Source organism: Pseudomonas sp. (assembly GCF_030690725.1).
Taxonomy (GTDB): Bacteria; Pseudomonadota; Gammaproteobacteria; order Pseudomonadales; family Pseudomonadaceae; genus Aquipseudomonas.
In genome coordinates this window covers 192,382-212,706 of sequence record NZ_JAUYGD010000033.1, presented here as the reverse complement: position 1 = coordinate 212,706, position 20,325 = coordinate 192,382, and the positions used below count along the sequence as shown (strand labels likewise).

Genomic DNA, 20,325 nt, shown 5'->3' with positions numbered 1-20,325 from the left:
TGTCGTATCTCTGTGCAACACCTGATCAAGGATGAGCCATGAAAACTCTGCATTACCTTGTAGCCGCACTGTTCAGCCTGAGCCTGACCGGCTGTGTATCTTTCACCCCGGCCGGCCCGATTGGCGACCCTAAACAGCGCGCCAGTTACACCCAGCCCCGCGCAGTCATGGTCGATGACGTGCAGATCTCCGACAGCAAGCTCAACGACAACCTGCGCAAGACCTTGAGTAGCCAATTCACCGAACAGCTGAGCAACCGCATCGAACGCGGGGAGTACTTCGCGAAAGTCATCAGCTTCCCGGCCACCCTCGGCGAGCAGGATGTAACGCTCAAACTCAACCTCACCTCGCTCAAAGGCAAGCGCACACCTCACCCGGCTTATTTTCCCGGTGCCCTGCTGACACTGACCATGTGGATCTGGGTCAACGGTCCCATCTATGTCGACAAATATGACCTGGCCGGCGAGCTGTCGATTACCGATGCCCAGGGCAAGCTGCTCGCCAGCAGCCGCCAGCAGGTCAAGCTCGACCAGAACACCGGTCTCTGGGACAACGACTACTTCAACATGTCGCTCGGCTCAGACCAGCTCAACCAACTGGTCGAACAACTGCTGCAAGACAGCACCCGTCAACTCGCTCGCCCCTAACAAGGACGTTACACATGAAAGCACTGTTTGCAGCTCTACTCGCCACCGCCCTCCTCTCACTAACGGGCTGCCTGTCCTACTCGCACAAGGATCTGGCCCAAGTTGAGCAGTGGCCACTGACAGCGACCGAGCAACCTAAGCAGTCGGTCTACCTCAAGGTTGATAGCCAATACCTGTTCAATGACCAAACCCGCGCCGGCGGTTTCAACCAGGCAAACCTGGAGAAACTGATCGTCAAGCAGTATCAGGACAGCAAGCGTTTCAGCAACGTCACCACGGCCAAGCAGAACTCCGACCTGTATATCAGCGTACGAGTGAGCAACCATGAGCGCGGCAGTATTGCCAGCGCAGTCATCACGGGTGCCACGCTGTTTGTCATACCGGGCAAGTTCAGCAATGAGCTGAGCATGGAAACCACCTTCAAGGACGGTTCCGGCAAGGTATTGGGGCGTATCGAGAAGAGTGAAACCATTACCACCTGGATGCAGCTGCTGCTGATATTCGCCCTGCCGTTCAACGAGTCGATCGACCCAATCCTCGACCAGCTGACCCAGAGCAGCTTGGAAGAAGCCGCACGACAGAAGTTGATCTAGTCACACAGCACCCGGAACCACGGCCGCAATGGTCGTGGTTGCAAACAGCCCATCCGTCCACTTATTGATCCATCGCAAGATGCTCTGCCCCTGGCGCCTTAGCCTATGTCGATGACTTCCACTGCCATCGACGAGGTTTCCATGAGCATCACCTCTACCAGCATCTGCGCGGCGGCCGACCAACTGCAGGGTTTTGTCGGTTTCAATGCCAAGACCGGGCGCTATATCGTGCGTTTCTCCGAAGACTCCTTCGGCCTCGATGTGCTCGAACAGAGCATCACCCCCACCTGCGAATTTGTCTGGCGCGCCTTTGACGGCGAGCTGATGAACCTCGACCGCGCGCGCCTGCAACTGCTGCTGGAACAGAATATCGATGACCGCCTGGCTATCAGCGAGCCGCTGCGGGTCTACGTGCGGCGCAGCGATTTGCCGGAGATCAGCGCCGAGCGCAGGCGACTTAACGTCTGAGTGGTTAGCCGGTTTACGCGCCCATGGCCGAATAGACCCCAGCTTGTTCACTTACGCCCTCACAGCCGCCGCCGGCAGCAGACTAAGCTCGATTGGCCGAATTCATTCGCCCAGGAGCCTGCCGATGTTCGATGTGCTGATCAAAAACGCGCTGTTTTTCGATGGCAGTGGCGCGCCCGGCGTCGTGCGCCACCTCGGCATCCGTGACGGCAAACTGGCCTGCATCAGCGCCAGCGCCCTGGATGAAAGTGGCTGCGGCCAGGTGATTGATGCGCAAAACCGCTGGGTGACGCCCGGCTTTATCGACATGCACACCCACTACGACGCCGAACTGGTGGCCGCCCCAGCACTGAAGGAGTCGGTACGCCATGGCGTGACCACGGTGATGATCGGCAGCTGCTCGATCAGCATGGTGCTGTCCAGCCCCGAGGATTGCTCCGACCTGTTTACCCGCGTCGAGTCGGTGCCGCGTGAACATGTGCTGCCGCTGCTGCAGGCGCGTAAGACCTGGAACAGCGCGAGCGAATTCGCTGCCTTTCTCGATCAGCATGCGCTGGGGCCGAATATCTGCTCGTTCCTCGGCCACTCCGATTTACGCGTTGCCGTGCTCGGCCTTGCGCGCGCCGTAGACGCCAAGGTACGCCCCAGCGAACACGAGCTGCAGCAGATGGAGCGCCTGCTCGAAGAGGCGCTTGACGCCGGCCTGCTCGGCCTGTCGAGCATGACCAACCCCTGGGACAAGCTGGATGGCGACCGCCAGCGCTCGAAATCCCTGCCCTCGGTGTATGCGCCCTGGGCCGAGTACGCGCGGCTGAACAAAATCCTGCGCCGGCGCGGACGCATTCATCAGGGCGCCCCGAACCTGGTGACCAAGCTCAATGTGCTGGCCTTTCTCTGGGACAGCATCGGCGGTTGGTGGCGCAAGCCGCTGAAGACCACCCTGATCACCCTGATGGATGTCAAAGCCGACCCTTGGCTGGCGCCGATTCTCGGCCCACTGACGCGCTGGATCAATCGCCTGACCCGCGCCGACTTCCGCTGGCAAACCCTGCCGGTGCCGTTCGAAACCTATGCCGACGGCATGGAGTTCGTGGTCTTCGAGGAATTTCCCGCCGGCCAGGCCGCGCTGCACCTGGCCAACCACGATATGCGCAGCCAGCTGTTTCAGGACCCGTCCTACCGCCTGCGCTTTCGCCAGGACGTGGAGAAGAAATTCGGCCCACGGGTCTGGCACCGCGACTTTGACGACGCCTGGATTGTCGACTGCCCGGACGCCAGCGTGGTCGGCAAAAGCGTCGGCGAACTGGCCAAGGCCCGTAATGAACACCCAGCCGATCTGTTTCTCGACCTGCTGGTGGCCCACGGCCCGCGTCTGCGCTGGCGCACCCTGATCGCCAACCATCGCCCCGAGGTGGTGGAGAAACTGGTGTGCGAGCCCAGCACCCTGATTGGCTTTGCCGACTCCGGCGCGCATATCCGTAATATGGCCTTCTACAACTTCGGCGTGCGCCTGCTCAAACTGGTGCGCGACGCCGAGCTGCGCGGCCAACCGGTGATGCCAGTTGAGACGGCGATCTGGCGCCTGACCGGCGAGTTGGGCGAATGGTTCGATATCGATGCCGGCCGACTGTATGAAGGCGCGCGTGCCGATCTGGTGATCATCGACCCCAGCGCACTGGATGAATCCTTGGCCAGCTATCAGGAAGCGCCGATGGAGGCCTTCGGCGGCCTGCAGCGCATGGTCAACCGTGGCGCGGCGGTGGATGCCGTGCTGATCAACGGGCGCATCGCCTTTCAGCACGGCGAGTTTGCCAGCGACCTGGGGCATGCGCGCGGCTACGGGCAGTTTCTCCGTAGCAACGCCTAGCTCAGTTGCAGGGCATGCGACCTACGGCATAACGGCGGCGCGCCAGGCTGGCATAATGCGCGCCGCACAGCCCGGTCACATAACGCCGGGCCGGTATTGAAAGGACTCTAACCGAAATGCCCCGCACACTTTGGCAGGCGGCCTGGCGCTGGCTTTGCGGCCTGCTGCTAGTGAGCCTGCTAACCCCACCACTGCAGGCCGATGACAGCGGCACCCTGCGCTACCCCCGCAGGGCCGATGGCGATGAATTTCGCTCCATCTACGCCCTGGCGCAGCTACAACTGGCGCTGGATAAAGCCGGCAGTGCACTGCGTCTGGAGCCTTCGTACTACAGCATGGAGCAGGAGCGTGCCCTGGTTAACCTGGAGCACAACGCACACCTCGACATAGCCTGGAGCATGACCAGCGTTGAGCGCGAACAACGCCTGCTGCCAGTACGTATTCCGCTGGACAAGGGGCTGTTTGGCTGGCGTATCGCCCTGCTGCCAAAAAACCGCGCGCAGCTGCTAAAGGATGTGCGCAACCTGGCGGACCTGCGCCAGTTTTCCGCAGGCCAGGGCCACGACTGGCCGGACAGGGAAATCCTCCGCGCCCAGGGTTTGCCGGTCAGGGTTTCATCCAGTTACGGCAGCCTGTTTCGCATGCTGCAGGCGCAGCGCTTCGACTACTTTCCGCGCTCGGTGATCGAGATATGGGATGAGCTGGAGCACCCGCGCGGCAAACAACTGGTTGCCGATCCGCATGTGCTGCTGCACTACCCCACGGCGATGTATTTCTTCTTCTCGCCCAAGCGCCCGGAGCTGGCGGAAACCGTGCGCATCGGCATGGAGAAAGCGATTGCCGATGGCTCCTTCGAGCGGCTGTTTCAGCAGCACTTCGCCGCCAGCCTGCAGCGCGCGCAACTCGACCAGCGTCAGTTGATCGAGCTGCATAACCCACTGTTGCCCAGCGCCACGCCCTTGCAGCGGCGCGAGCTGTGGTTCACGGCGCCGTCGGTACGCTAGGCGCAGGTTGCGCCAGGGTGGTTTGCACCACGTTGCGGGTGTGCGCACCGAAGCGCTTGAACAGCTCGACCAGCAACTGCTCCAGCAGTGGATCGGCTTGCGCCTGGGCCAGCTGATTACCACCGCTAAAACCCGGAGCCGCCGCCGGCTTGCGCGCCAGCCACTGGCCAATCAACTCATCAAAGGCATCGGCACTGGCATAGGACTCGGCCGCCACCACCTGCTGCGCGTAGTCCACCAAATAGGCCGGGTAGCTGTCCTGCGGGTTCTGCGTATAGGCCTGCAACAGGGGCGACTCCGCCTGTTCGGCCATCAGTTGCTGCATGCGCTGCAGCTGATATTCCTCGATGGCCGTGTGTCGATCCGCGACACGGGCAATCGCCGCCAGACGATCTTCGGGATAGCCGGCGGCACCTTTGAGGGCGATCAACATCAGCTCGGCCGTGGCAAAACCCGGCACGGTTTTGGCGTGGTAGGGCTGAGTCAGGTCCTGCATATAGTGCAGCGCCCAGCCGAGAAAACGGTAACCCCAGTAATCGTGGCCGCTTTCCAGGGCCAGCCGTGCCAGACCGCTGTACTGGTAAATGCGCCAGTGCGGCAAGGTGCGACGCAGATAGGGCGCGGCCTGCAACACCAGCGCCGGTTCGTGGTAGTAGCCGATATGGAACGGCGCCTGGGAGGAATACTCGAAGCGCGCATCGCCAAAGGGCTGCGCGCCGAAGTTGTAGTGCGCGCCAACGTCGCCTGGGTTGTCGCTGAACAGGTTGATGTCGTGGCCATAATCCGGCTCATCGGCCGCACTGCTCAGCACCTGCACCGCACTCACTGCCTCACCGGGCTGCAAGGCCAGATAACGCCAATGGCTCCAGGGGCCGATCTTGCGAAACACCAACACCTGCTCAGCAGCCAAACGCGACCGGCCATCATCGGCCTGCCCCGGCAACTGCTGCACAAAGCCAGCCAGGCGAATCTGCGGATTGACCCGCAGCGCCTGCAGAAACGCACCGCGTCTGTCGGCTGCAAGGGTAGTCGCGGCACTAAAGCGCAAGGCATCCGGACGCGCCGGGTAATCGGCAAAATGCGCGCGGGCAAAGGCTTCCTGCTGATCCAACAATTGCTCGATGGCCGGGGCCTGAGCATCGAGGAAAGCCTCCAGCGGCTCGTAGCGCAAGGTGCGCTGCAGCTCCGGTACGGCCTGTAATGCCAACTGGCTGCCCAGCGAATGATTGGACCAGGCCAGCGCGCTTAACGGCTGACACGCCAGGCAACAGGCAGATAACAACAGGAGCAATGGCTTCACGGAGACTCCAACAACGGATGGCAGGGCAAAGAGGCGTAGCCTAACGCCAAAGCCGCCATCTGGCACTGTCGTATCAAGTCAGCCCATTCACTAATCGAGCAGCACGCTGCCTGCCCAGCCAGATTGAGCTAAAGCGCAAACAGCGCAGCCGCCACCAGCAATCCAGTCACCAGCAACAACCCCAGTGCCAGCAAGGGCTTATTCAGGCCGCTGGGCGCACTGGCGGGCGCAGCCGCGCGCATCGGATTGGCCTGCGCAGCCGTGCGCAGCGGGTTGGTCTGGCTGCTCGGCGAGCTGGACAGCGGCGCCGGCTTGAGTGGTTTGGGTAGATCCACGGCGCGCATAAACAGCGTGGCATCTTCATCTTCGCTGGGCGCCACAGTGCTTTTCGGGCCAATCACCAGCAGGCTGACCGAGCCCATCTTCAACTGGTCGCCCGGTTGCAGCACTGCGGTGCTGACCTTCTGTTGATTGACCAGCAGGCCATTGGCCGAGGCCAGATCCTTGACCTCCAGCACGTCATCCTTGAGGTAGAACTCGCAGTGCCGGCGCGACAATTCCTGATCGCTGAAGCACAGCTCGCACTTCACCGAGCGGCCAAAGGTCATGGAACCATTGATATGGAATTTCTTGCCTTCGTGCTCGCCCTGAATCACCTGCAGATACCAGCGTGCAGCCTGCTCGGCCTTGGTTTTGCTGCGCGCCGGGTCGACCAGCAGCAGCTCCACCGAACCCAGGCGCACACGGTCGTCGGCGCGCAGCTGGAAGCGCGTATTGATGCGCTCGTCATTGACGAACGAGCCGCTCGGGCTGCCAACATCGGTCAGGTAATAGAAGCCATGGTCCTGACGGATCTCCGCATGGAATGGGCCAATGCTCGGATCGACCAGCACCAGGCTGTTGCGGCTGTCCTGGCCAATGGTGAAACGCTCGTCGACCAGCCAGATCGGCGCCTGACGATTATCACTGAAGTGAATTTTGAGCATCTGCGCACTCCGCCAACATCCGTTAAACAGCCATCAGTAACCCGCCGCACCTTGCCATCAACAACCGGCACCATGGGCAAGGCGCGCATGCTGCCTGCCAATCAGGCCAGTAGCAATACGCCAGCACCGCGACTTAATCAAATAGGTTGTTCCACAGCCGCTTGACCGGGTTAACCGGTGCCGGCGGCTCAGCAGCTGCCGGCCGGCGCCGGGGCGTCTGGGCCAGGCGCACACGCTGTTCGTGGCCATCCAGCAGCTGCAACAACTGCTCGTTGGCCGGCTCCACTTCCAGACCCTGCTGCACCAGCGCCAGGGCCAGGGCAAACTCGCGGCGCTTGTAGGCGGCCTCGCTTTGCTCGATATAGCGCTGCGCCACCCGGTTGATCCCGGCCAGCGCCAGCAGGTTGTCCGGCTCCCAGGCCAGCACCTGGCGGAAGTAGTGGGTGGCACTGTCATCTTCTGGCAGCAGCAACTGCTGATCGGCCAGACGCTGTTCGGCCAGCTGCAGGTACTGATTGATCCGCGCCTGCAACACCCGCGCCAGGCCATCCAGAGCCTGGGGATTGTCCGCATCCAACGCCAGCACCTGGCGGAACAGGTAATCGGCGTTGTCCTGCGGCGGCTCCAGCAGGCTGCCGTTTTCCAGGTGCAGCTCGGCCCGTGCCAGGTATTCGCTGATCTGCTTCTGCTGATACAGGTAATAACCGCCGCCGGCCGCACCGGCCAGTAATAAAACGCCGGCGAGCAGCCAGACCCACAGCGCACTGTGCGCAGTTTTGCCTCTGGTTGGTTTGCTCAGGCTCAGCGCTGGGGCGATGCGCGTGCTGTCCGGGTCATCACGGGTCAGCTCATCGAGGCTCGCCAGCAGCACCTTGCAGTCGGCAAATCGCTCATCCGGGTCTTTTGCCAGCATGCGCTCAAGCAGCCACTGGTAGCTCTGCAAATGCGCCGGCAGTTGCGGCACGTCCATCTGCAGGTGGTTCATCACGGTCTGGGTGTAGTTGGCGGCGCGGTAGGGATTACTGCCCGTGAGCATCTCCAGCAGGATCACCCCCAGGCTGTAGATATCACTGCGCGCATCCAGGGCCTGGCACTGCGCCTGCTCAGGGCTGCTGTAGGGCGGGCTGCCGACGGCGATACCGAACTGGGTCAGGTCATGGTCCAGCTCGACTTCCTTGGCCACACCGAAATCGGTGATCACCGCCGTACCGTCGCTGCGAAAGAGGATGTTGGCCGGTTTGATATCGCGGTGTACCAGGCCTTTGTCATGCACCACGGCCAGACCGCTGGCCACCTGCTGAACGATACGCAGCGCGCGCGGCAGGTCGAACACTTCGCCCTTGTGCTGCGCCAGATCACCGCCAGGGACGAATTCCATGGTCAGGTAGTGGCGCCCATCGGCGAGCTGGTCGATGTCATAGATGGTAATGATCGAAGGGTGATGCAGGGACGCCACGATGTGGCCTTCCTTGAGAAAGCGCTGGCTGAACGCCTGGTCATCCGCGCTCAGCAGCACCTTGATCGCCACCTTGCGCTGCAGGGACGCCTGCGTGGCCAGGTACACCTCGGCCATGCCGCCTTTACCCAGGCGGCCATGCACCTGATAACCGGGAATCTCGAGCAATTGTTCAGTCATGGGAGTCAGTGCACACCGGCGAATTAGGGCTTGCGGGAGGTAAACAGACGGCTGAGCAAACCGCGCGGTTTGGCCGGGGCGCTGGGCGCAGCCGCATCACGGCCGAGCACGATACAGGAGATATTATCCTTGCCGCCCATTTCGTTGGCCTGCGCCAGCAGCTGTTCCACCAGCTCATCGAGGGTCTGGGCGTTGCTGCACAGCTGCTGGATCTGCGCGTCGTCCAGCTCGCCAGTCAGGCCGTCGCTGCACAGCAGCAGCAACTCATGCTCACCGAGCGAGCCTTGCAATATGCCGACTTCCAGCGGCTGATCATCACGGCCCAGGCACTGCAGAATGACATTGCGCTGCGGGTGGCTACGCGCCGCTTCGGCGCTCATCTGCCCGGCATCGATCATCGTCTGCACCCAGCTGTGGTCGTGGGTCAGGCGCTCGATATGCCCGGCACTGACCCGATAAGCCCGGCTGTCGCCGACCCAGGCAATGCTGAACGCGGCGCCAGCGAAGCGTACGGCCACCAAGGTCGTGCCCATGCCGCGCTGCTCATCGGCGCGCGCCACGCTGAGAATCTCACGGTTGGCTGCATGCACCGCTTCGACCAACGCCGCGCCTGAGGCGCAGGCCGCCTGCAGCGTCTGTAAGGCCAGGGCGCTGGCCACTTCGCCGCATTGATGGCCCCCCATGCCGTCGGCAATCGCCCACAGATTCAGCTGTGGGCAACACAACAGAGCATCTTCATTGTGCCCACGCACCCGCCCAGGCACGCTCTGGCCGGCATAAATCAGCGCTTGTTCCATCAACGTCTCGACCTAGGGTTCAACAGTCGCACAGCAAGCAGGCTGCACGCGGCGTAATACACCGCATGATGCGGCGGCAAACTCAGGCTGTCACCGCCAGCCGCCGATTTTGCCGGTGAACTGTTAACCAGTCGAACCCAGGTCTGCTACCTGGCTAGTCGATAACGCCCCAGCTATTCGCCCAGCATGGGCGTAGACTCGAATCACCAGCCTCGCCTCACCGCGAGGGGATGGCCCGCTCCAGAACATTCAACCACGACATTGTCAGAGGTGAAGATCATGAGCAAAGGTATGGATTCGAAGAAACAAGTGAAGAAAAAGCCGCTGAAAACCGCCAGCGAAAAGCGTCTGGACAAAAAAGACAAGCAAGGTGCGAAAACCCTGCTCGGCAGCCACGCCGCCAACGTCTGAGCCACCGGCCTGAGGCGAGCAGCCCGCTTGCGCTCAGGCATCCACTCACCGTAGCAACAGTACCTGCAATGCACTACCGCCTACTCCCCGCCCCGCTCAAACCACTTGCCGACAAGTTCTACCGCAACCAACGCTCAGCCATGCGCGTCACTGCCGGTGCCCAGCTGTGGGTGGCAGAAGACCGGCAAATCGTCGCAGCGCTTTGTCTGCATCAGGTCGCGCACGGCCACTGGCTAACCAGCCTGCTGGTCGATTGCGCGCGGCGCGAGCAAGGCATCGCGCGCCAATTGATCGAAACGGCGCTGGCCGATTGCGCCACACCGGTCTGGCTGTTCTGCCATCCGCAGCTCAGCGACTTCTACCTGCGCCTGGGCTTTGCCCCCAGCACCGACCTGCCTCAGCCGTTGGCTGAACGCCTGAGCCGCTATCAGCGCACTAAAAGCCTGCTGGCATTTTCCCGCATATCTTGCGCAGGCCTTACGGCACAAGGGCTGGAACCTTAGTACCAGATAACACCAACGCCATTCGGCAGATAGTGGCCCATGCTGGCACTTTGCTGGATTTTACTATTGCCATCGCCAGGGCAAGCTCTGCATGCTTAGCTCATAACAACGACAACAATGGCCTTTACCTATGCGCATATCGCGGTTGCTCAGGCGCCTGCGTAACGACTTCCAGTTGTCCATCATTACCTTGATGGGCCTGTTTGGCGTGATTGGCATTACCCCCTATGCCGTCTACCGGCTAGCCACCGGTAACTACCTGGTAGGCTCCGCCGACACCGTGATTGTGGTTTCCACCGTGCTCGCGGTGCTTTACGCCTGGCGCACCGGTGACACGATCAAACCCGGCATTTACCTGGCCACCATCTTCTCTGCCGGCGCAACGCTGATCGCCATCAATCTGGGCGTCAACGGCCTGTTCTGGATCTACCCGCTGATTCTCTTCAACTTCTTTATGGTGTCGCCCGCCAAGGCCTTGCTGGCCACTATTCTGGTGCTCATCACACTGGTTGGTTACGGCCAGTTAAAGCCCGGTTCGGTGTTTGAAAGCGACTACCAGATGGTTTCATTTCTGGTCACCAGCATGATGGCCAGCACCCTCAGTTTCGTGTTTGCCTACCGCACCAGCAGCCAGCGCGACCAGCTGCAACAACTGGCCATCCACGACCCGCTGACCGGTGCGCGCAACCGCCGGGCAATGAATGAAGAGTTGAAGATCGCCGCCTCCATTTACCGCCGCCACGGCAACAGCTACGGCGTACTGGTGATGGACCTGGATCATTTCAAACGGATCAACGACAGCCACGGCCACCAGGCCGGCGACCAGGTGCTGGTGGACTTTGTCGAACTGATCAAAAGCTCATCGCGCAAGGAGGACCGGTTGTTCCGCTTCGGCGGCGAAGAGTTCCTCCTGCTGCTGCCCAACACCGAACGCGCCGGCCTGCTGGCGGCCGCGCAACACCTGCAGCAGCAAGTGGCGCAGCACCTGCGCGGGCCCGGCGGAGCGGTGACCATGTCAGTCGGCGGGGCCATCCTGCGCCGCGACGAGCACTGGGAAAACATGCTGCAGCGCGCTGATGAACGCCTGTATCGCGCCAAGAACGCCGGGCGGGACTGCATTGTCATCGATGACGGCGTCGATAAAACCAGCAGCCTGCCTATCACCTGAGCGTGCGATTTATCTTTGCTTACAACTTGCGCGGGAAAATTCTCGCGCGCTGCCGGCAAGGCTGTAACAACTCGGCTTTGTCTCTGTCTATTGGCCACACCTCATACAGAGCACTGCCATGAAAAGACGCTCCCTGCTCAAGGGAATGGCCCTGTTGCCAGCCCTGCCCCTGCTCGGTCACGCCCCGCTCAGCCTGGCGCAAGCCATCGCCAGCAGCGTGACGCCACTGGATAAACCCCATGACGCCTGGCGTGCACTACTGACGCCCGAAGCCTATGCCGTGCTGTTTGAAGAAGACACTGAAGCCCCCGGTAGCAGCCCGCTGAATCAGGAAAAACGCGACGGCACCTACCTCTGCGCCGCCTGCTACCTGCCGCTGTTTGCCAGCCAGGACAAATATGAAAGCGGCACCGGCTGGCCCAGCTTTACCCAGCCGATTGCCGGCCATATGGGCACCAAGCGCGACTTCAAGCTGTTCTTCCCGCGCACCGAGTACCACTGCGCACGCTGTGGCGGGCATCAGGGTCATGTCTTCGATGACGGCCCGAAACCGCGCGGCGAACGTTGGTGCAACAACGGCGTGGCCCTGCGCTTTATCCCCCAAGGCGAAGCCTTACCTGAGCTGCGGAGCTGAACATGACTGCTACTACCTCTAGCTGGCGCAGCCGTCTGCTGGCCAGCAGCATCCTCGTTCTGGGCGGCCTGCTGGCCGCCTGTGAACCCAGCGCCGCCCAGGCGCCGCAGCCGCAAGCCAGTGCGCCAACGGTAGAAAACCCTGGCGTGGCGATCTTTGCCGGCGGTTGTTTCTGGTGTACCGAATCGGACTTCGACAAAGTGCCTGGCGTGATTGAAACCACCTCCGGCTATATCGGCGGGCATGTCGACAACCCCACCTACGAACAGGTGTCAGCCGGCAGCAGTGGGCATATCGAAGCGGTACGGGTGCGCTTCGACCCAAGCAAGACCAGCTACGCCAAACTGCTGGAAGCCTTCTGGCCCACCATTGACCCGGTGACCGCCAACGCCCAGTTCTGTGACCGCGGCCCGCAGTACCGCAGCGCGATCTTCTACAGCAACGCAGAAGAACAGCAACTGGCCGAAGCCTCCAAGGCCGCCCTGGATAAATCCGCGCGTTTGCCTGCGCCGGTGGTTACGGAAATCCTCGCCGCCAGCACCTTCTACCCCGCCGAGGACTATCACCAGGACTACTACCAACGTAATCCGCTGCGCTACAACTACTACCGCAACGGCTGCGGTCGTGATCAACGCCTGGAAAAACTCTGGGGCAAGAAGCAGTAAAGCGCGCCCATCAGCTGGCCCTCGCGCCAGCTGATGACGTTGTATTCAGCCGCTGATGCCTGGATGCGGCAACCGCCGTATCCGCTATGGTTGAGCCCACACCTTGCCCAGTGAGCACGCCATGGCCCCGTTGAAACCGCTGTTCAAACTCACCTCGCTAATCGCCCTGGGCGGCTGGCTGATGCTGGTCTGCCTGCCGTTCTGGTCCTATACCGATGAACTGGTGCTGGGCCTTAGCGTGGTTCTGTTGGCCATCGTCTACAGCTGGCTGCTGTTTGTCGCGATGCGCCAACGCCCCGAACCGGGTAGCGGCAGACCCGGTTTCTTCAGCCTCGGCGGGGTGCTCTCACTGCTGCGCCAACCCACGGCCGCGCTGGCAGCCTGGGTGCATATCCTGGCGTTCGATCTGATGGTCGGGCTGTATATCCGCCACGAAGGCGCCATCGCCGGCATCAGCCACTGGGCACTGTTGCCCTGCTATGTGCTGACCCTGATGTTCGGCCCGTTGGGTTTGCTGGCGTTTCTGGCACTGCGCTGGGGGCTGGTGATGGCGGCCTGAGCTAGCGGCTGCGCTCATAGTATTCAGTGCTTTGCCCAGGATACTGCTGCACCCGGTAGCCATTGGGGTATTCAATGGTTTGCTTGATCGTTCCGCGGTTTTCTATCGACTGGCTGCCGTAGCGCTGCTCGTGACGCTGCAGGCCGTCGGGTAGACGCTGCCCGCCATAGAGGTTATGGCTTTCGATAGTCTGCGAGCTGCCGATGCTGCCACTGGCACCAGGGCTGATATAGGTTTTCGGAATGACCCGCAGCGTCTGTGGCGCCTGCTGCTCGGCATACAGCGGAGTAACCAGCAGCAACCCCACAAGACCGAGCACATATCTGCACATCGTCATCACAACCTCTGCGCCACCGGCGCGCAACGAACCTGAAGGTTTGGCAACACCAGCACGCCTGCGGTTCCGACCATTGATCCAGACAGCGCATTCGCACGCTGCTTAGTTACTCAATTAATGAGCAATCATCCTCGGTTTGTGGGAAAGCACAAGCAACCCCAGCGTTCAACGCAAGCTAAGCACTTCGCACAACCCGCAGTGCTGTTTCGCGATACCCGTCCCGCTTAATCTGCTGAGCATTTATTACTATCAACGACTATGCATTCGCCTGAGCATTGCCAATCAGATGACTATCCGTATCACACTACTGCTTCTCGCCTGCCTGCCCAGCTTGGCGCTTGCTGAGCAATTCATCTGCCGGGTAATGACCATCAGCGAAGGCGACACCTTCAGCTGCCTGACCACGGAAAACAAACGGCTGCGTGTGCGCCTTGCGGAAATCGACGCACCGGAAAGAAAGCAGCCCTATGGCGCCGAAGCCAAGCAGGCCCTGTCTGATCTGGTATTGGAAAAGCAGGTGGTCCTGCATGTGCAAGAGGTGGATCGCTACGGCAGAACGCTGGCTCGGGCCTATGTCGGCAGCCTTGATGTGAATCACACCCTGGTCGCCCAGGGCGCTGCCTGGGCCTATACCAAACAGCTGAAAGACCACCGGCTCAAAGATGCCGAGACCCTGGCCAGAAACATGGGCAAAGGCCTCTGGCAGCTTCCGGCCGAAGACATAGTCGCACCCTGGGACTGGCGCTACGCCGGCAAAATTGCCGCACCGCAAAAAACCAAGCCCAGCCGAACGGCGTCGTTCTCCCAGTTTGGTGGCGGTTAACGGATTGGCTTAGATGGTGCCGGTGATAGGAATTGAACCTACGACCTTCGCGTTACGAGTGCGCTGCTCTACCGACTGAGCTACACCGGCAAGATGTTGCTTAAATCGCGCAGCACACCAGCAGCAACGCGACTCAAGCTGTCACTCAAGCCTAGCAAGCCAATTGCAGCACGTACGGTTCACTGCTGGTGCAATGCAGTGAACCGCAAACGCAGAGCGCGGCTTACTTGCTCGGCAGTTCAATACGGTCTTCGTGGATCACGATGCGCCCCTGCTTGTACAAGCCGCCGATGGCTTTCTTGAAGTTGCCCTTGCTGACCCGAAACAGCCCGGCAATTTCTTCAGGCGAACTTTTATCATTCACCTTGAGCACGCCATCGTGCTCGCGCAGCTTGGCCAGAATCTGCTCACCCAGGCTGCTGGCGGCTTCCTGACCAACCGGCTGCAGGCTCAGGCTGATCTTGCCGTCGGCGCGCACTTCCTTGATAAAGCCTTTTTCCTGCATGCCGCTGCGCACAAACTTGAACAGCTCGTTCTTGTGGATCAGGCCCCAGTGCTTGCCATTGATAATGGCCTTGAAACCCATATCAGTGGATTCGGCCACCAACAGGTCGACTTCCTCGCCCGCCGTGTAGTTGGCCGGCACATTGTCCAGGTAACGATCCAGGCGTGCGGTGGCAGTGATGCGTTTGCTGCGCTTGTCGAGAAACACATGCACCACGCAGTAATCACCGATCTGCAAGGGGCGTTTTTCTTCGGAGTGCGGCAGCAATAAATCTTTCGGCAAACCCCAATTAAGGAATAAGCCCACCCGGTTTATATCCACAACTTTCAAACTGGCAAATTCGCCCACCTGAACTTTTGGCTTTTCCGTGGTGGCAATCAATTTGTCTTCACTGTCCAAGTAAATAAAGACGTTCAACCAGTCTTCCACTTCACTTGGGGTATCGCTCGGGATATAGCGTTTGGGCAATAGAATCTCGCCATCCGCGCCGCCATCCAGATACAGGCCGAAGTCGGTGTGCTTCACGACCTGCAAACTATTCATTCGTCCAATTACCGCCATGATGCCCTACCCTCATTACCAGGCCGGCATTCTAGCCGACTCGCCTGTTAATTTCTCGGCCTACCGGCCATCGCACGGTGCCAGCCGGACGACCTTGCGGGGCAATCCGACCGATGGCCCAGGTCGCGAGATGCAGCCTCAACATGAATTATCTATTCGTATTAAAACAACCACTTACTGGTATATCCGCTAATTACCGGGACTATTTACAGAATAATCTCTCTGCATATCGCCACATCCGAGCTTTATTTATCAAGCAATTGTCAAGCATTTCGAGTATTATGCGCGGCCAAATTAATTTTTGAGTAGGTTAATGGCCGTCATGCGCGTAAAAGCATCCAACAGCAAACCCAAGCCGGCTCCAGCCGTGGAAACCAGCGCCTCGATCGACGCACAGATCGAAGCCTTCCTGAAATCCGGCGGGGAAATTCAGCAAATTGCCAAAGGCGTCAGCGGTCAGGTGTACGGCACCACCAAGCAGATCACCATCGGCAAAAAGTAACGCTTTCTGGCCATGCAGCGCTTTGCTCGCAATGACAAGGCGCTGGCCAGTGCATAACCCCTCCCCATCCCCCGCGCCTTTTCCCATCCCGACATCAGTTGTTTTGCCCTTTTGCGCCCCAGCCTCTGGCGCTTAGCACAACCTTGTTTCAGAATCATGTCAGCCCGCATCTTGCGGCTGTTTCGGCATTGCCACTGCTGAACGATGGCAATCGCCCCAGGAGTACCCGTGCGCGTTACCTGCAATTGGCTGCGACAGCCTTCCAGCACCCTGCTTACCCTCGGTTTGTTATTACTCGCCCTGCCGTTGCTCAGCCGCTACACGCTGGGCTGGTCGCACGCCTATGGCTACCTGTCTGACCTGGCAGTCGGCAGCTTGCTGGTGGTGCTTTTGTACCAACGCTCCTGGCTGCTGAGCATTCCTCTGCTGCTGGTCTGGTGCATTTTTACCCTGAGCACCGCCGAGTTGGTCAATGCCGTTGGCCGCATGCCGGAGCCGGCCGACCTGCAATACCTGGGCGACGCACAATTCGTCAGCCATTCGACCCAGGGCAGCGGCTTGAGCCAACCGCTACTGGCCTTTGCCATGGCCGTGCTGGTGGCGCTCTACCTGGGGCTGCGCAGCTTACAAACACCCCGCCACGCCGCCGCGCTATCGCGCACCTGGCTGCTGCTACCGCTGGCCCTGTTTGCCGTACACACAGTTGGCCAGCAACTCAAACCCAGCGAAGCGGCCCAATGGCTGCAGTTCAACCTGCCGCACAAGCTGCTGGCGGAAAGTAGCAATAGCGGCCAGCAACACCTGGCCGACTGGCTGGCGGGTAACGAGCCGAGCAGCCCACCCGATATCAGCGGCCTGAACCAACTCGACCTGCATGGCACGCCGCTGCTCAAACAGGCCGGTAGCGCCCGCAACGTGCTGATCATCACCCTCGAAGGCGTCACCGGCGCTTATCTGCAAGCCAGTCGCCAAGCCATCGGCAGCAGCTATAAGCAGGACCCGATGCCGCGCCTGAGCCAGTGGGCCGAGCGCGGCATGCTCACCACTGACTATGTGCTGCATGGCCATCAGACCATCCGCGGCCTCTATGCCATGCTCTGCGGCGATTACAACAAACTCGACTCCGGCACCCCGAAAGGCGTTGAGCTGCTCAACAACCCGGCGCGCAGCGAGCAATGCCTGCCCGCACAGCTGCGCGAACGCGGCCTTAGCACGCATTTTTTGCAAGGTGCCGGGCTGCGCTTTATGGCCAAGGACCAGATCATGCCGCAGATGGGTTTTGACAAGACCCTGGGCCGCGACTGGTTCAAGAACAAACCCTATATCGAATTCCCCTGGGGCATGGACGACAAAGCCTACTTCGAAGGCGCCCTGGGTTACGTGCAGCAACTGCGCAAGAAGCGCCAGCCCTGGATGCTGACCCTGCTGACCGTAGGCACTCACCAACCCTACTCCGCTCCGCAGGACTACCTCGACCGTCACCCCAACGCCAAGCTGGCGGCGATTGCCTACTTGGATGACGCCATCGCCGACTTCCTCAACGCCTTGGAAAAACAGGGGGTGATGAAAGACACCCTGGTAATCGTCACCTCGGATGAATCCCACGGTGTGGAGAACGTACGCCTGGCTTCGGCCTGGGGCTTCAACCTGCTGCTGGCTCCTGAGCAGGCGCAGCTGCCGGCGCTCAAGCAAGGCGTGTATGGCCATGTCGACCTGACCGCTTCGGTGCTCGACTACTTCGCCTTCCCGGTGCCAGCCAATATTGCCGGGCGCTCATTGCTGCGTGACTACGCTACTGGCCGCGAGATCATCTCCTACACCAATGGCCTGCTGCGCCGGCATGACGGCAACGGCACGCTGACCGAGTGCGACTTCCAGAATGTCTGTCGGCGCTACGCCAGCCCTGGTTTTATTGCCGACAGCGCACGCTACCTGGGCCGTTTCAGCGGCAAACCGGCGCGCCTAATCAGCCAGCAAGCGGCCCTGCTTGACCAATCACTGAGCCTCGGCGACCAGGCCGAACAGCGCTACCAGTTCGCCAACCAGCAGCCAATCAAGCTCAAACCCAGCGTCAGTGATGACTGGGCAGACAACCTGGTGGGCGCGCAGTACCTGACCTTGGGTGCAGCTACGCAAACCACCGTGACCCTGAAAATCCGCGCCCTACGCATGGATAAAAAGGGCGCCACGCTGCAATTGAAAACCAAGGAATACGACCGCAACGTCGACTTGGCGATCCCCGAGCTGCCGCTACTAACCCGTAACAAACCCGTTGAAGTCAGCTTCACCTTCGACAACCCGCAAGCGCGTAAGGCGTTCTCCTTCCATCTGTTGGGCCAGGGTCAGGGCGCTATCGAGATTGTCGATTTCAGCGTCAGCAGCACGCCGCTGCAAACCGAGGAAGAACTGCTGGCCGCACAAGAGGGCCTCGACGAGATCGCCCCATAAGCCGCCGATGCACCGGCGTGTCAGTGCATGGCATAACGGCGTTCGATGGTGGTGTACTCGCCACTTTCCCGAATCGCCGCCAAGCCCTGATTGAAACGCTCGCAATCAGCCTGTAGGCGGCACCCCAGCTTGTAATCGGTTGCCGCAAAAATCGGATACAGGGTCAGCGGCTGGGTCACATCGACCTGGGTGTACACCTCGCGGTTGAAGTAACGCAGGATGCGCATGTCCGTCACCACCACATCCACCCGGCCACTGTAGAGCATGCGATTGCGGGCAATCTGAAAGGCCTCTTCGCGGTAGCGCGGGTTGTTTTCAGCCATGGCCTGAAACTCGCTGCCGAGCAGAAAACGCGCGCGCTGGAAGGCATTCACCGAGTAACCCACCAGGTCGCTGATGCGCTGGATATCCAGGTTGCGCGAGCGCAAGGCCACCGCAACGTTCTGGTAGCGGATATAGGCATCCGAATAAAAAATAGAACCACCGCTGCGCTCGTTGGTGGTGGCAATAACGTCGATCTGGCCCTTGCTCAGCATCAGGTTCAAGCGCTCCATCGGCGCGTAGTACGCCACCGGCTCCAGCCCGCCGCGTTGCGCGGCAGTCATCACAATATCGTGCTCCAGGCCACGGGCCTCATTCTCGAAGATATACGGCGGTTTATGCGTGCCAAAGCCCACGCGCAAGGCTTGCGCCGACACGTTCAGGCTGCACGACAACAAACAACAGACCCACACCCACTTCATGGCGATACTCGAGTTGAACCAGGGCCCAGCATAGCCGGCTATGACCTGACTCTGCATTGTTCTATCACTGAGATCGATTAATCCGAATTAGTCGCCCAGGGCACATACAGGACTAGACTCTTGCCACCCGAGTCAGTCGCTGCCCACTGGAGAACCTTCATGCTTAAAGCCGAATACCAACAACGCGGCCCGCAACCTCACGAAGTGATTGCCGCCGTAGCACTGCAACTGCCAGAGCCAGGCGCCGGCCAGGTGCGCATCAAGGTGCTGGCTGCGCCAATCAACCCATCCGATGTGCTGACCCTCACCGGCGAATACGGCATGCTGCCGCCGCTGCCAGCCATTGGCGGCAACGAAGGGGTTGGCCGCGTGGAAGCGCTGGGCGCCGAGGTCGGCAACCTGAAGGTCGGCCAGATGGTGCTGTTGCCAGTGGGTTGCGGTACCTGGGTCAGCCATTTGAACGCACCGGCCAATAAACTTATTCCCCTGCCGGAAGCCGACCCACAGCAACTGGCGATGATGACGGTTAACCCACCGACTGCATCCTTGATGCTCAGTGAATTCGTCGAGCTCAAGCCCGGTGATTGGGTGATCCAGAACGCCGCCAACTCTGGCGTCGGCAGCTACCTGATCCAGCTGGCCAAGCTGCGCGGCTTCAAGACCATCAACGTGGTGCGCCGCGAATCAGCGGTAGCCGGCGTTGAGGCCGAAGGTGGTGATGTGGTGCTGGTCGATGGCCCGGATCTGGCCAAGCGCGTACGCGCAGCCACTGGCGGTGCAGGCGTGCGTTTGGGTATCGATGCTGTAGGCGGCGAGTCGACCGATCACCTGGCTGCCAGCCTCTGCGAAGGCGGCGTGCTGGTTAACTACGGCATGATGAGCCGCCAACCGTGCCAAGTATCGCCAGCGTCCTTCGTGTTTCGCGATGTCAGCCTGCGCGGCTTCTGGCTGGCCAAATGGTTCCAGAACGCCAGCCAGGCCGAGCAGATGAAGGTATTTGGTGAGTTGGTACAGCTGATCGCCAGCGGCAAGCTACACACCCGGGTTGCTGCCACCTATGACGTCAGCGAGATCAAACAGGCCGTAGCAGCCGCCGCCAGTGGCGAACGCGATGGCAAGATCCTGATCGTACCGAAGTAACGATTAAGCGGTGGACGGCGGAAAGCCC

At 60.7% G+C, this 20,325-nt stretch carries 22 protein-coding genes and 1 tRNA gene; 15 read left to right on the top strand and 8 right to left on the bottom strand.

The window, feature by feature from the left end; translation table 11 throughout:
- Positions 1-38 precede the first annotated feature (38 nt).
- From Q8O69_RS07500 to Q8O69_RS07480, 5 genes are all read left to right on the top strand, one after another.
- On the top strand, positions 39-647 hold the full coding sequence (locus Q8O69_RS07500) for a hypothetical protein (RefSeq protein WP_305590885.1): 609 nt from the start codon (positions 39-41) through the stop codon (positions 645-647).
- Positions 648-661: 14 nt separating this feature from the next.
- Positions 662-1,240 carry a hypothetical protein gene (locus tag Q8O69_RS07495; protein ID WP_305590883.1) on the top strand — a complete coding sequence of 193 codons (579 nt, stop codon included), beginning with the start codon at positions 662-664 and terminating at the stop codon, positions 1,238-1,240.
- A gap of 141 nt (positions 1,241-1,381) precedes the next feature.
- On the top strand, positions 1,382-1,708 hold the full coding sequence (locus Q8O69_RS07490) for a DUF2025 family protein (protein ID WP_305590951.1): 327 nt from the start codon (positions 1,382-1,384) through the stop codon (positions 1,706-1,708).
- A gap of 124 nt (positions 1,709-1,832) precedes the next feature.
- Positions 1,833-3,575: an amidohydrolase family protein gene (locus Q8O69_RS07485; RefSeq protein ID WP_305590881.1), complete on the top strand. Its 1,743-nt coding sequence runs from the start codon at positions 1,833-1,835 to the stop codon at positions 3,573-3,575.
- Positions 3,576-3,691: 116 nt separating this feature from the next.
- Positions 3,692-4,579 (top strand): hypothetical protein, encoded by an 888-nt coding sequence (locus tag Q8O69_RS07480; RefSeq protein WP_305590879.1) that lies wholly within the window; start codon positions 3,692-3,694, stop codon positions 4,577-4,579.
- Here Q8O69_RS07480 and Q8O69_RS07475 read toward each other — a convergent pair.
- From Q8O69_RS07475 to Q8O69_RS07460, 4 genes are all read right to left on the bottom strand, one after another.
- Positions 4,557-5,879 carry a phospholipase gene (locus Q8O69_RS07475; RefSeq protein ID WP_371136067.1) on the bottom strand — a complete coding sequence of 441 codons (1,323 nt, stop codon included), beginning with the start codon at positions 5,877-5,879 and terminating at the stop codon, positions 4,557-4,559. The genes Q8O69_RS07480 and Q8O69_RS07475 overlap by 23 nt on opposite strands.
- Before the next feature lie 128 nt (positions 5,880-6,007).
- Positions 6,008-6,865: an FHA domain-containing protein gene (locus Q8O69_RS07470; protein ID WP_305590877.1), complete on the bottom strand. Its 858-nt coding sequence runs from the start codon at positions 6,863-6,865 to the stop codon at positions 6,008-6,010.
- Positions 6,866-6,998: 133 nt separating this feature from the next.
- Positions 6,999-8,501: a serine/threonine-protein kinase gene (locus tag Q8O69_RS07465; protein ID WP_305590875.1), complete on the bottom strand. Its 1,503-nt coding sequence runs from the start codon at positions 8,499-8,501 to the stop codon at positions 6,999-7,001.
- A 23-nt stretch (positions 8,502-8,524) separates the two neighbouring features.
- Positions 8,525-9,298, bottom strand: a complete 774-nt coding sequence (locus tag Q8O69_RS07460) for a PP2C family serine/threonine-protein phosphatase (RefSeq protein WP_305590873.1) — start codon at positions 9,296-9,298, stop codon at positions 8,525-8,527.
- A 279-nt stretch (positions 9,299-9,577) separates the two neighbouring features.
- On the opposite strand from Q8O69_RS07460, the gene Q8O69_RS07455 reads away from it, so the two are divergent.
- The 6 genes from Q8O69_RS07455 to Q8O69_RS07430 all read left to right on the top strand — a co-directional run bounded on the left by Q8O69_RS07455 (position 9,578) and on the right by Q8O69_RS07430 (position 13,238).
- Positions 9,578-9,709 carry a hypothetical protein gene (locus Q8O69_RS07455; RefSeq protein ID WP_305590871.1) on the top strand — a complete coding sequence of 44 codons (132 nt, stop codon included), beginning with the start codon at positions 9,578-9,580 and terminating at the stop codon, positions 9,707-9,709.
- A 68-nt stretch (positions 9,710-9,777) separates the two neighbouring features.
- Positions 9,778-10,212: a GNAT family N-acetyltransferase gene (locus tag Q8O69_RS07450; protein WP_305590869.1), complete on the top strand. Its 435-nt coding sequence runs from the start codon at positions 9,778-9,780 to the stop codon at positions 10,210-10,212.
- A 130-nt stretch (positions 10,213-10,342) separates the two neighbouring features.
- Positions 10,343-11,380, top strand: a complete 1,038-nt coding sequence (locus Q8O69_RS07445) for a GGDEF domain-containing protein (RefSeq protein ID WP_371136066.1) — start codon at positions 10,343-10,345, stop codon at positions 11,378-11,380.
- Between the two features lie 118 nt (positions 11,381-11,498).
- Positions 11,499-12,014, top strand: a complete 516-nt coding sequence (gene msrB, locus Q8O69_RS07440; RefSeq protein ID WP_275961130.1) for a peptide-methionine (R)-S-oxide reductase MsrB — start codon at positions 11,499-11,501, stop codon at positions 12,012-12,014.
- Between the two features lie 2 nt (positions 12,015-12,016).
- Entirely contained in the window at positions 12,017-12,679 is a 663-nt protein-coding gene (gene msrA / locus Q8O69_RS07435; RefSeq protein WP_305590865.1) for a peptide-methionine (S)-S-oxide reductase MsrA, read from the top strand.
- A 121-nt stretch (positions 12,680-12,800) separates the two neighbouring features.
- Positions 12,801-13,238, top strand: a complete 438-nt coding sequence (locus tag Q8O69_RS07430) for an ABA4-like family protein (RefSeq protein WP_305590863.1) — start codon at positions 12,801-12,803, stop codon at positions 13,236-13,238.
- 1 nt (position 13,239) lies between these two features.
- On the opposite strand, the gene Q8O69_RS07425 is transcribed toward Q8O69_RS07430, so the two are convergent.
- Positions 13,240-13,575: a hypothetical protein gene (locus Q8O69_RS07425; RefSeq protein WP_305590861.1), complete on the bottom strand. Its 336-nt coding sequence runs from the start codon at positions 13,573-13,575 to the stop codon at positions 13,240-13,242.
- A 286-nt stretch (positions 13,576-13,861) separates the two neighbouring features.
- Between Q8O69_RS07425 and Q8O69_RS07420 the strand changes: the two genes are divergently transcribed.
- Positions 13,862-14,398, top strand: a complete 537-nt coding sequence (locus Q8O69_RS07420; protein ID WP_305590859.1) for a thermonuclease family protein — start codon at positions 13,862-13,864, stop codon at positions 14,396-14,398.
- Positions 14,399-14,412: 14 nt separating this feature from the next.
- Here Q8O69_RS07420 and Q8O69_RS07415 read toward each other — a convergent pair.
- Together Q8O69_RS07415 and Q8O69_RS07410 are read right to left on the bottom strand one after the other, a co-directional pair.
- A tRNA-Thr gene (locus tag Q8O69_RS07415) sits at positions 14,413-14,488 on the bottom strand.
- A 133-nt stretch (positions 14,489-14,621) separates the two neighbouring features.
- Complete coding sequence (locus Q8O69_RS07410; protein WP_275961125.1) at positions 14,622-15,464, bottom strand: S1 RNA-binding domain-containing protein; 843 nt, start codon at positions 15,462-15,464, stop codon at positions 14,622-14,624.
- A 313-nt stretch (positions 15,465-15,777) separates the two neighbouring features.
- On the opposite strand from Q8O69_RS07410, the gene Q8O69_RS07405 reads away from it, so the two are divergent.
- Together Q8O69_RS07405 and Q8O69_RS07400 are read left to right on the top strand one after the other, a co-directional pair.
- Positions 15,778-15,966 (top strand): hypothetical protein, encoded by a 189-nt coding sequence (locus Q8O69_RS07405; RefSeq protein WP_169852821.1) that lies wholly within the window; start codon positions 15,778-15,780, stop codon positions 15,964-15,966.
- Between the two features lie 228 nt (positions 15,967-16,194).
- A complete protein-coding gene (locus tag Q8O69_RS07400) occupies positions 16,195-18,414 on the top strand; it encodes an LTA synthase family protein (protein ID WP_305590856.1) in 2,220 nt (739 codons plus the stop codon).
- 20 nt (positions 18,415-18,434) lie between these two features.
- Here Q8O69_RS07400 and Q8O69_RS07395 read toward each other — a convergent pair whose 3' ends face one another.
- On the bottom strand, positions 18,435-19,157 hold the full coding sequence (locus Q8O69_RS07395; protein ID WP_275961123.1) for an ABC transporter substrate-binding protein: 723 nt from the start codon (positions 19,155-19,157) through the stop codon (positions 18,435-18,437).
- A 159-nt stretch (positions 19,158-19,316) separates the two neighbouring features.
- Here Q8O69_RS07395 and Q8O69_RS07390 point away from each other — a divergent pair, with 159 nt between their 5' ends.
- Positions 19,317-20,297 carry a zinc-dependent alcohol dehydrogenase family protein gene (locus Q8O69_RS07390; RefSeq protein ID WP_305590854.1) on the top strand — a complete coding sequence of 327 codons (981 nt, stop codon included), beginning with the start codon at positions 19,317-19,319 and terminating at the stop codon, positions 20,295-20,297.
- The last annotated feature ends 28 nt before the right edge of the window (positions 20,298-20,325 follow it).

Excerpts from the sequence above, each read along its gene's own strand:
- Q8O69_RS07500 (WP_305590885.1), top strand. The coding sequence starts at position 39 with ATGAAAACTCTGCATTACCTTGTAGCCGCACTGTTCAGCCTGAGCCTG.
- Q8O69_RS07495 (WP_305590883.1), top strand. The coding sequence starts at position 662 with ATGAAAGCACTGTTTGCAGCTCTACTCGCCACCGCCCTCCTCTCACTA.
- Q8O69_RS07490 (WP_305590951.1), top strand. The coding sequence starts at position 1,382 with ATGAGCATCACCTCTACCAGCATCTGCGCGGCGGCCGACCAACTGCAG.
- Q8O69_RS07485 (WP_305590881.1), top strand. The coding sequence starts at position 1,833 with ATGTTCGATGTGCTGATCAAAAACGCGCTGTTTTTCGATGGCAGTGGC.
- Q8O69_RS07480 (WP_305590879.1), top strand. The coding sequence starts at position 3,692 with ATGCCCCGCACACTTTGGCAGGCGGCCTGGCGCTGGCTTTGCGGCCTG.
- Q8O69_RS07470 (WP_305590877.1), bottom strand. The coding sequence starts at position 6,865 with ATGCTCAAAATTCACTTCAGTGATAATCGTCAGGCGCCGATCTGGCTG.
- Q8O69_RS07465 (WP_305590875.1), bottom strand. The coding sequence starts at position 8,501 with ATGACTGAACAATTGCTCGAGATTCCCGGTTATCAGGTGCATGGCCGC.
- Q8O69_RS07460 (WP_305590873.1), bottom strand. The coding sequence starts at position 9,298 with ATGGAACAAGCGCTGATTTATGCCGGCCAGAGCGTGCCTGGGCGGGTG.
- Q8O69_RS07455 (WP_305590871.1), top strand. The coding sequence starts at position 9,578 with ATGAGCAAAGGTATGGATTCGAAGAAACAAGTGAAGAAAAAGCCGCTG.
- Q8O69_RS07450 (WP_305590869.1), top strand. The coding sequence starts at position 9,778 with ATGCACTACCGCCTACTCCCCGCCCCGCTCAAACCACTTGCCGACAAG.
- Q8O69_RS07445 (WP_371136066.1), top strand. The coding sequence starts at position 10,343 with ATGCGCATATCGCGGTTGCTCAGGCGCCTGCGTAACGACTTCCAGTTG.
- msrB (WP_275961130.1), top strand. The coding sequence starts at position 11,499 with ATGAAAAGACGCTCCCTGCTCAAGGGAATGGCCCTGTTGCCAGCCCTG.
- msrA (WP_305590865.1), top strand. The coding sequence starts at position 12,017 with ATGACTGCTACTACCTCTAGCTGGCGCAGCCGTCTGCTGGCCAGCAGC.
- Q8O69_RS07430 (WP_305590863.1), top strand. The coding sequence starts at position 12,801 with ATGGCCCCGTTGAAACCGCTGTTCAAACTCACCTCGCTAATCGCCCTG.
- Q8O69_RS07425 (WP_305590861.1), bottom strand. The coding sequence starts at position 13,575 with ATGACGATGTGCAGATATGTGCTCGGTCTTGTGGGGTTGCTGCTGGTT.
- Q8O69_RS07420 (WP_305590859.1), top strand. The coding sequence starts at position 13,862 with ATGACTATCCGTATCACACTACTGCTTCTCGCCTGCCTGCCCAGCTTG.
- Q8O69_RS07410 (WP_275961125.1), bottom strand. The coding sequence starts at position 15,464 with ATGGCGGTAATTGGACGAATGAATAGTTTGCAGGTCGTGAAGCACACC.
- Q8O69_RS07405 (WP_169852821.1), top strand. The coding sequence starts at position 15,778 with ATGGCCGTCATGCGCGTAAAAGCATCCAACAGCAAACCCAAGCCGGCT.
- Q8O69_RS07395 (WP_275961123.1), bottom strand. The coding sequence starts at position 19,157 with ATGAAGTGGGTGTGGGTCTGTTGTTTGTTGTCGTGCAGCCTGAACGTG.
- Q8O69_RS07390 (WP_305590854.1), top strand. The coding sequence starts at position 19,317 with ATGCTTAAAGCCGAATACCAACAACGCGGCCCGCAACCTCACGAAGTG.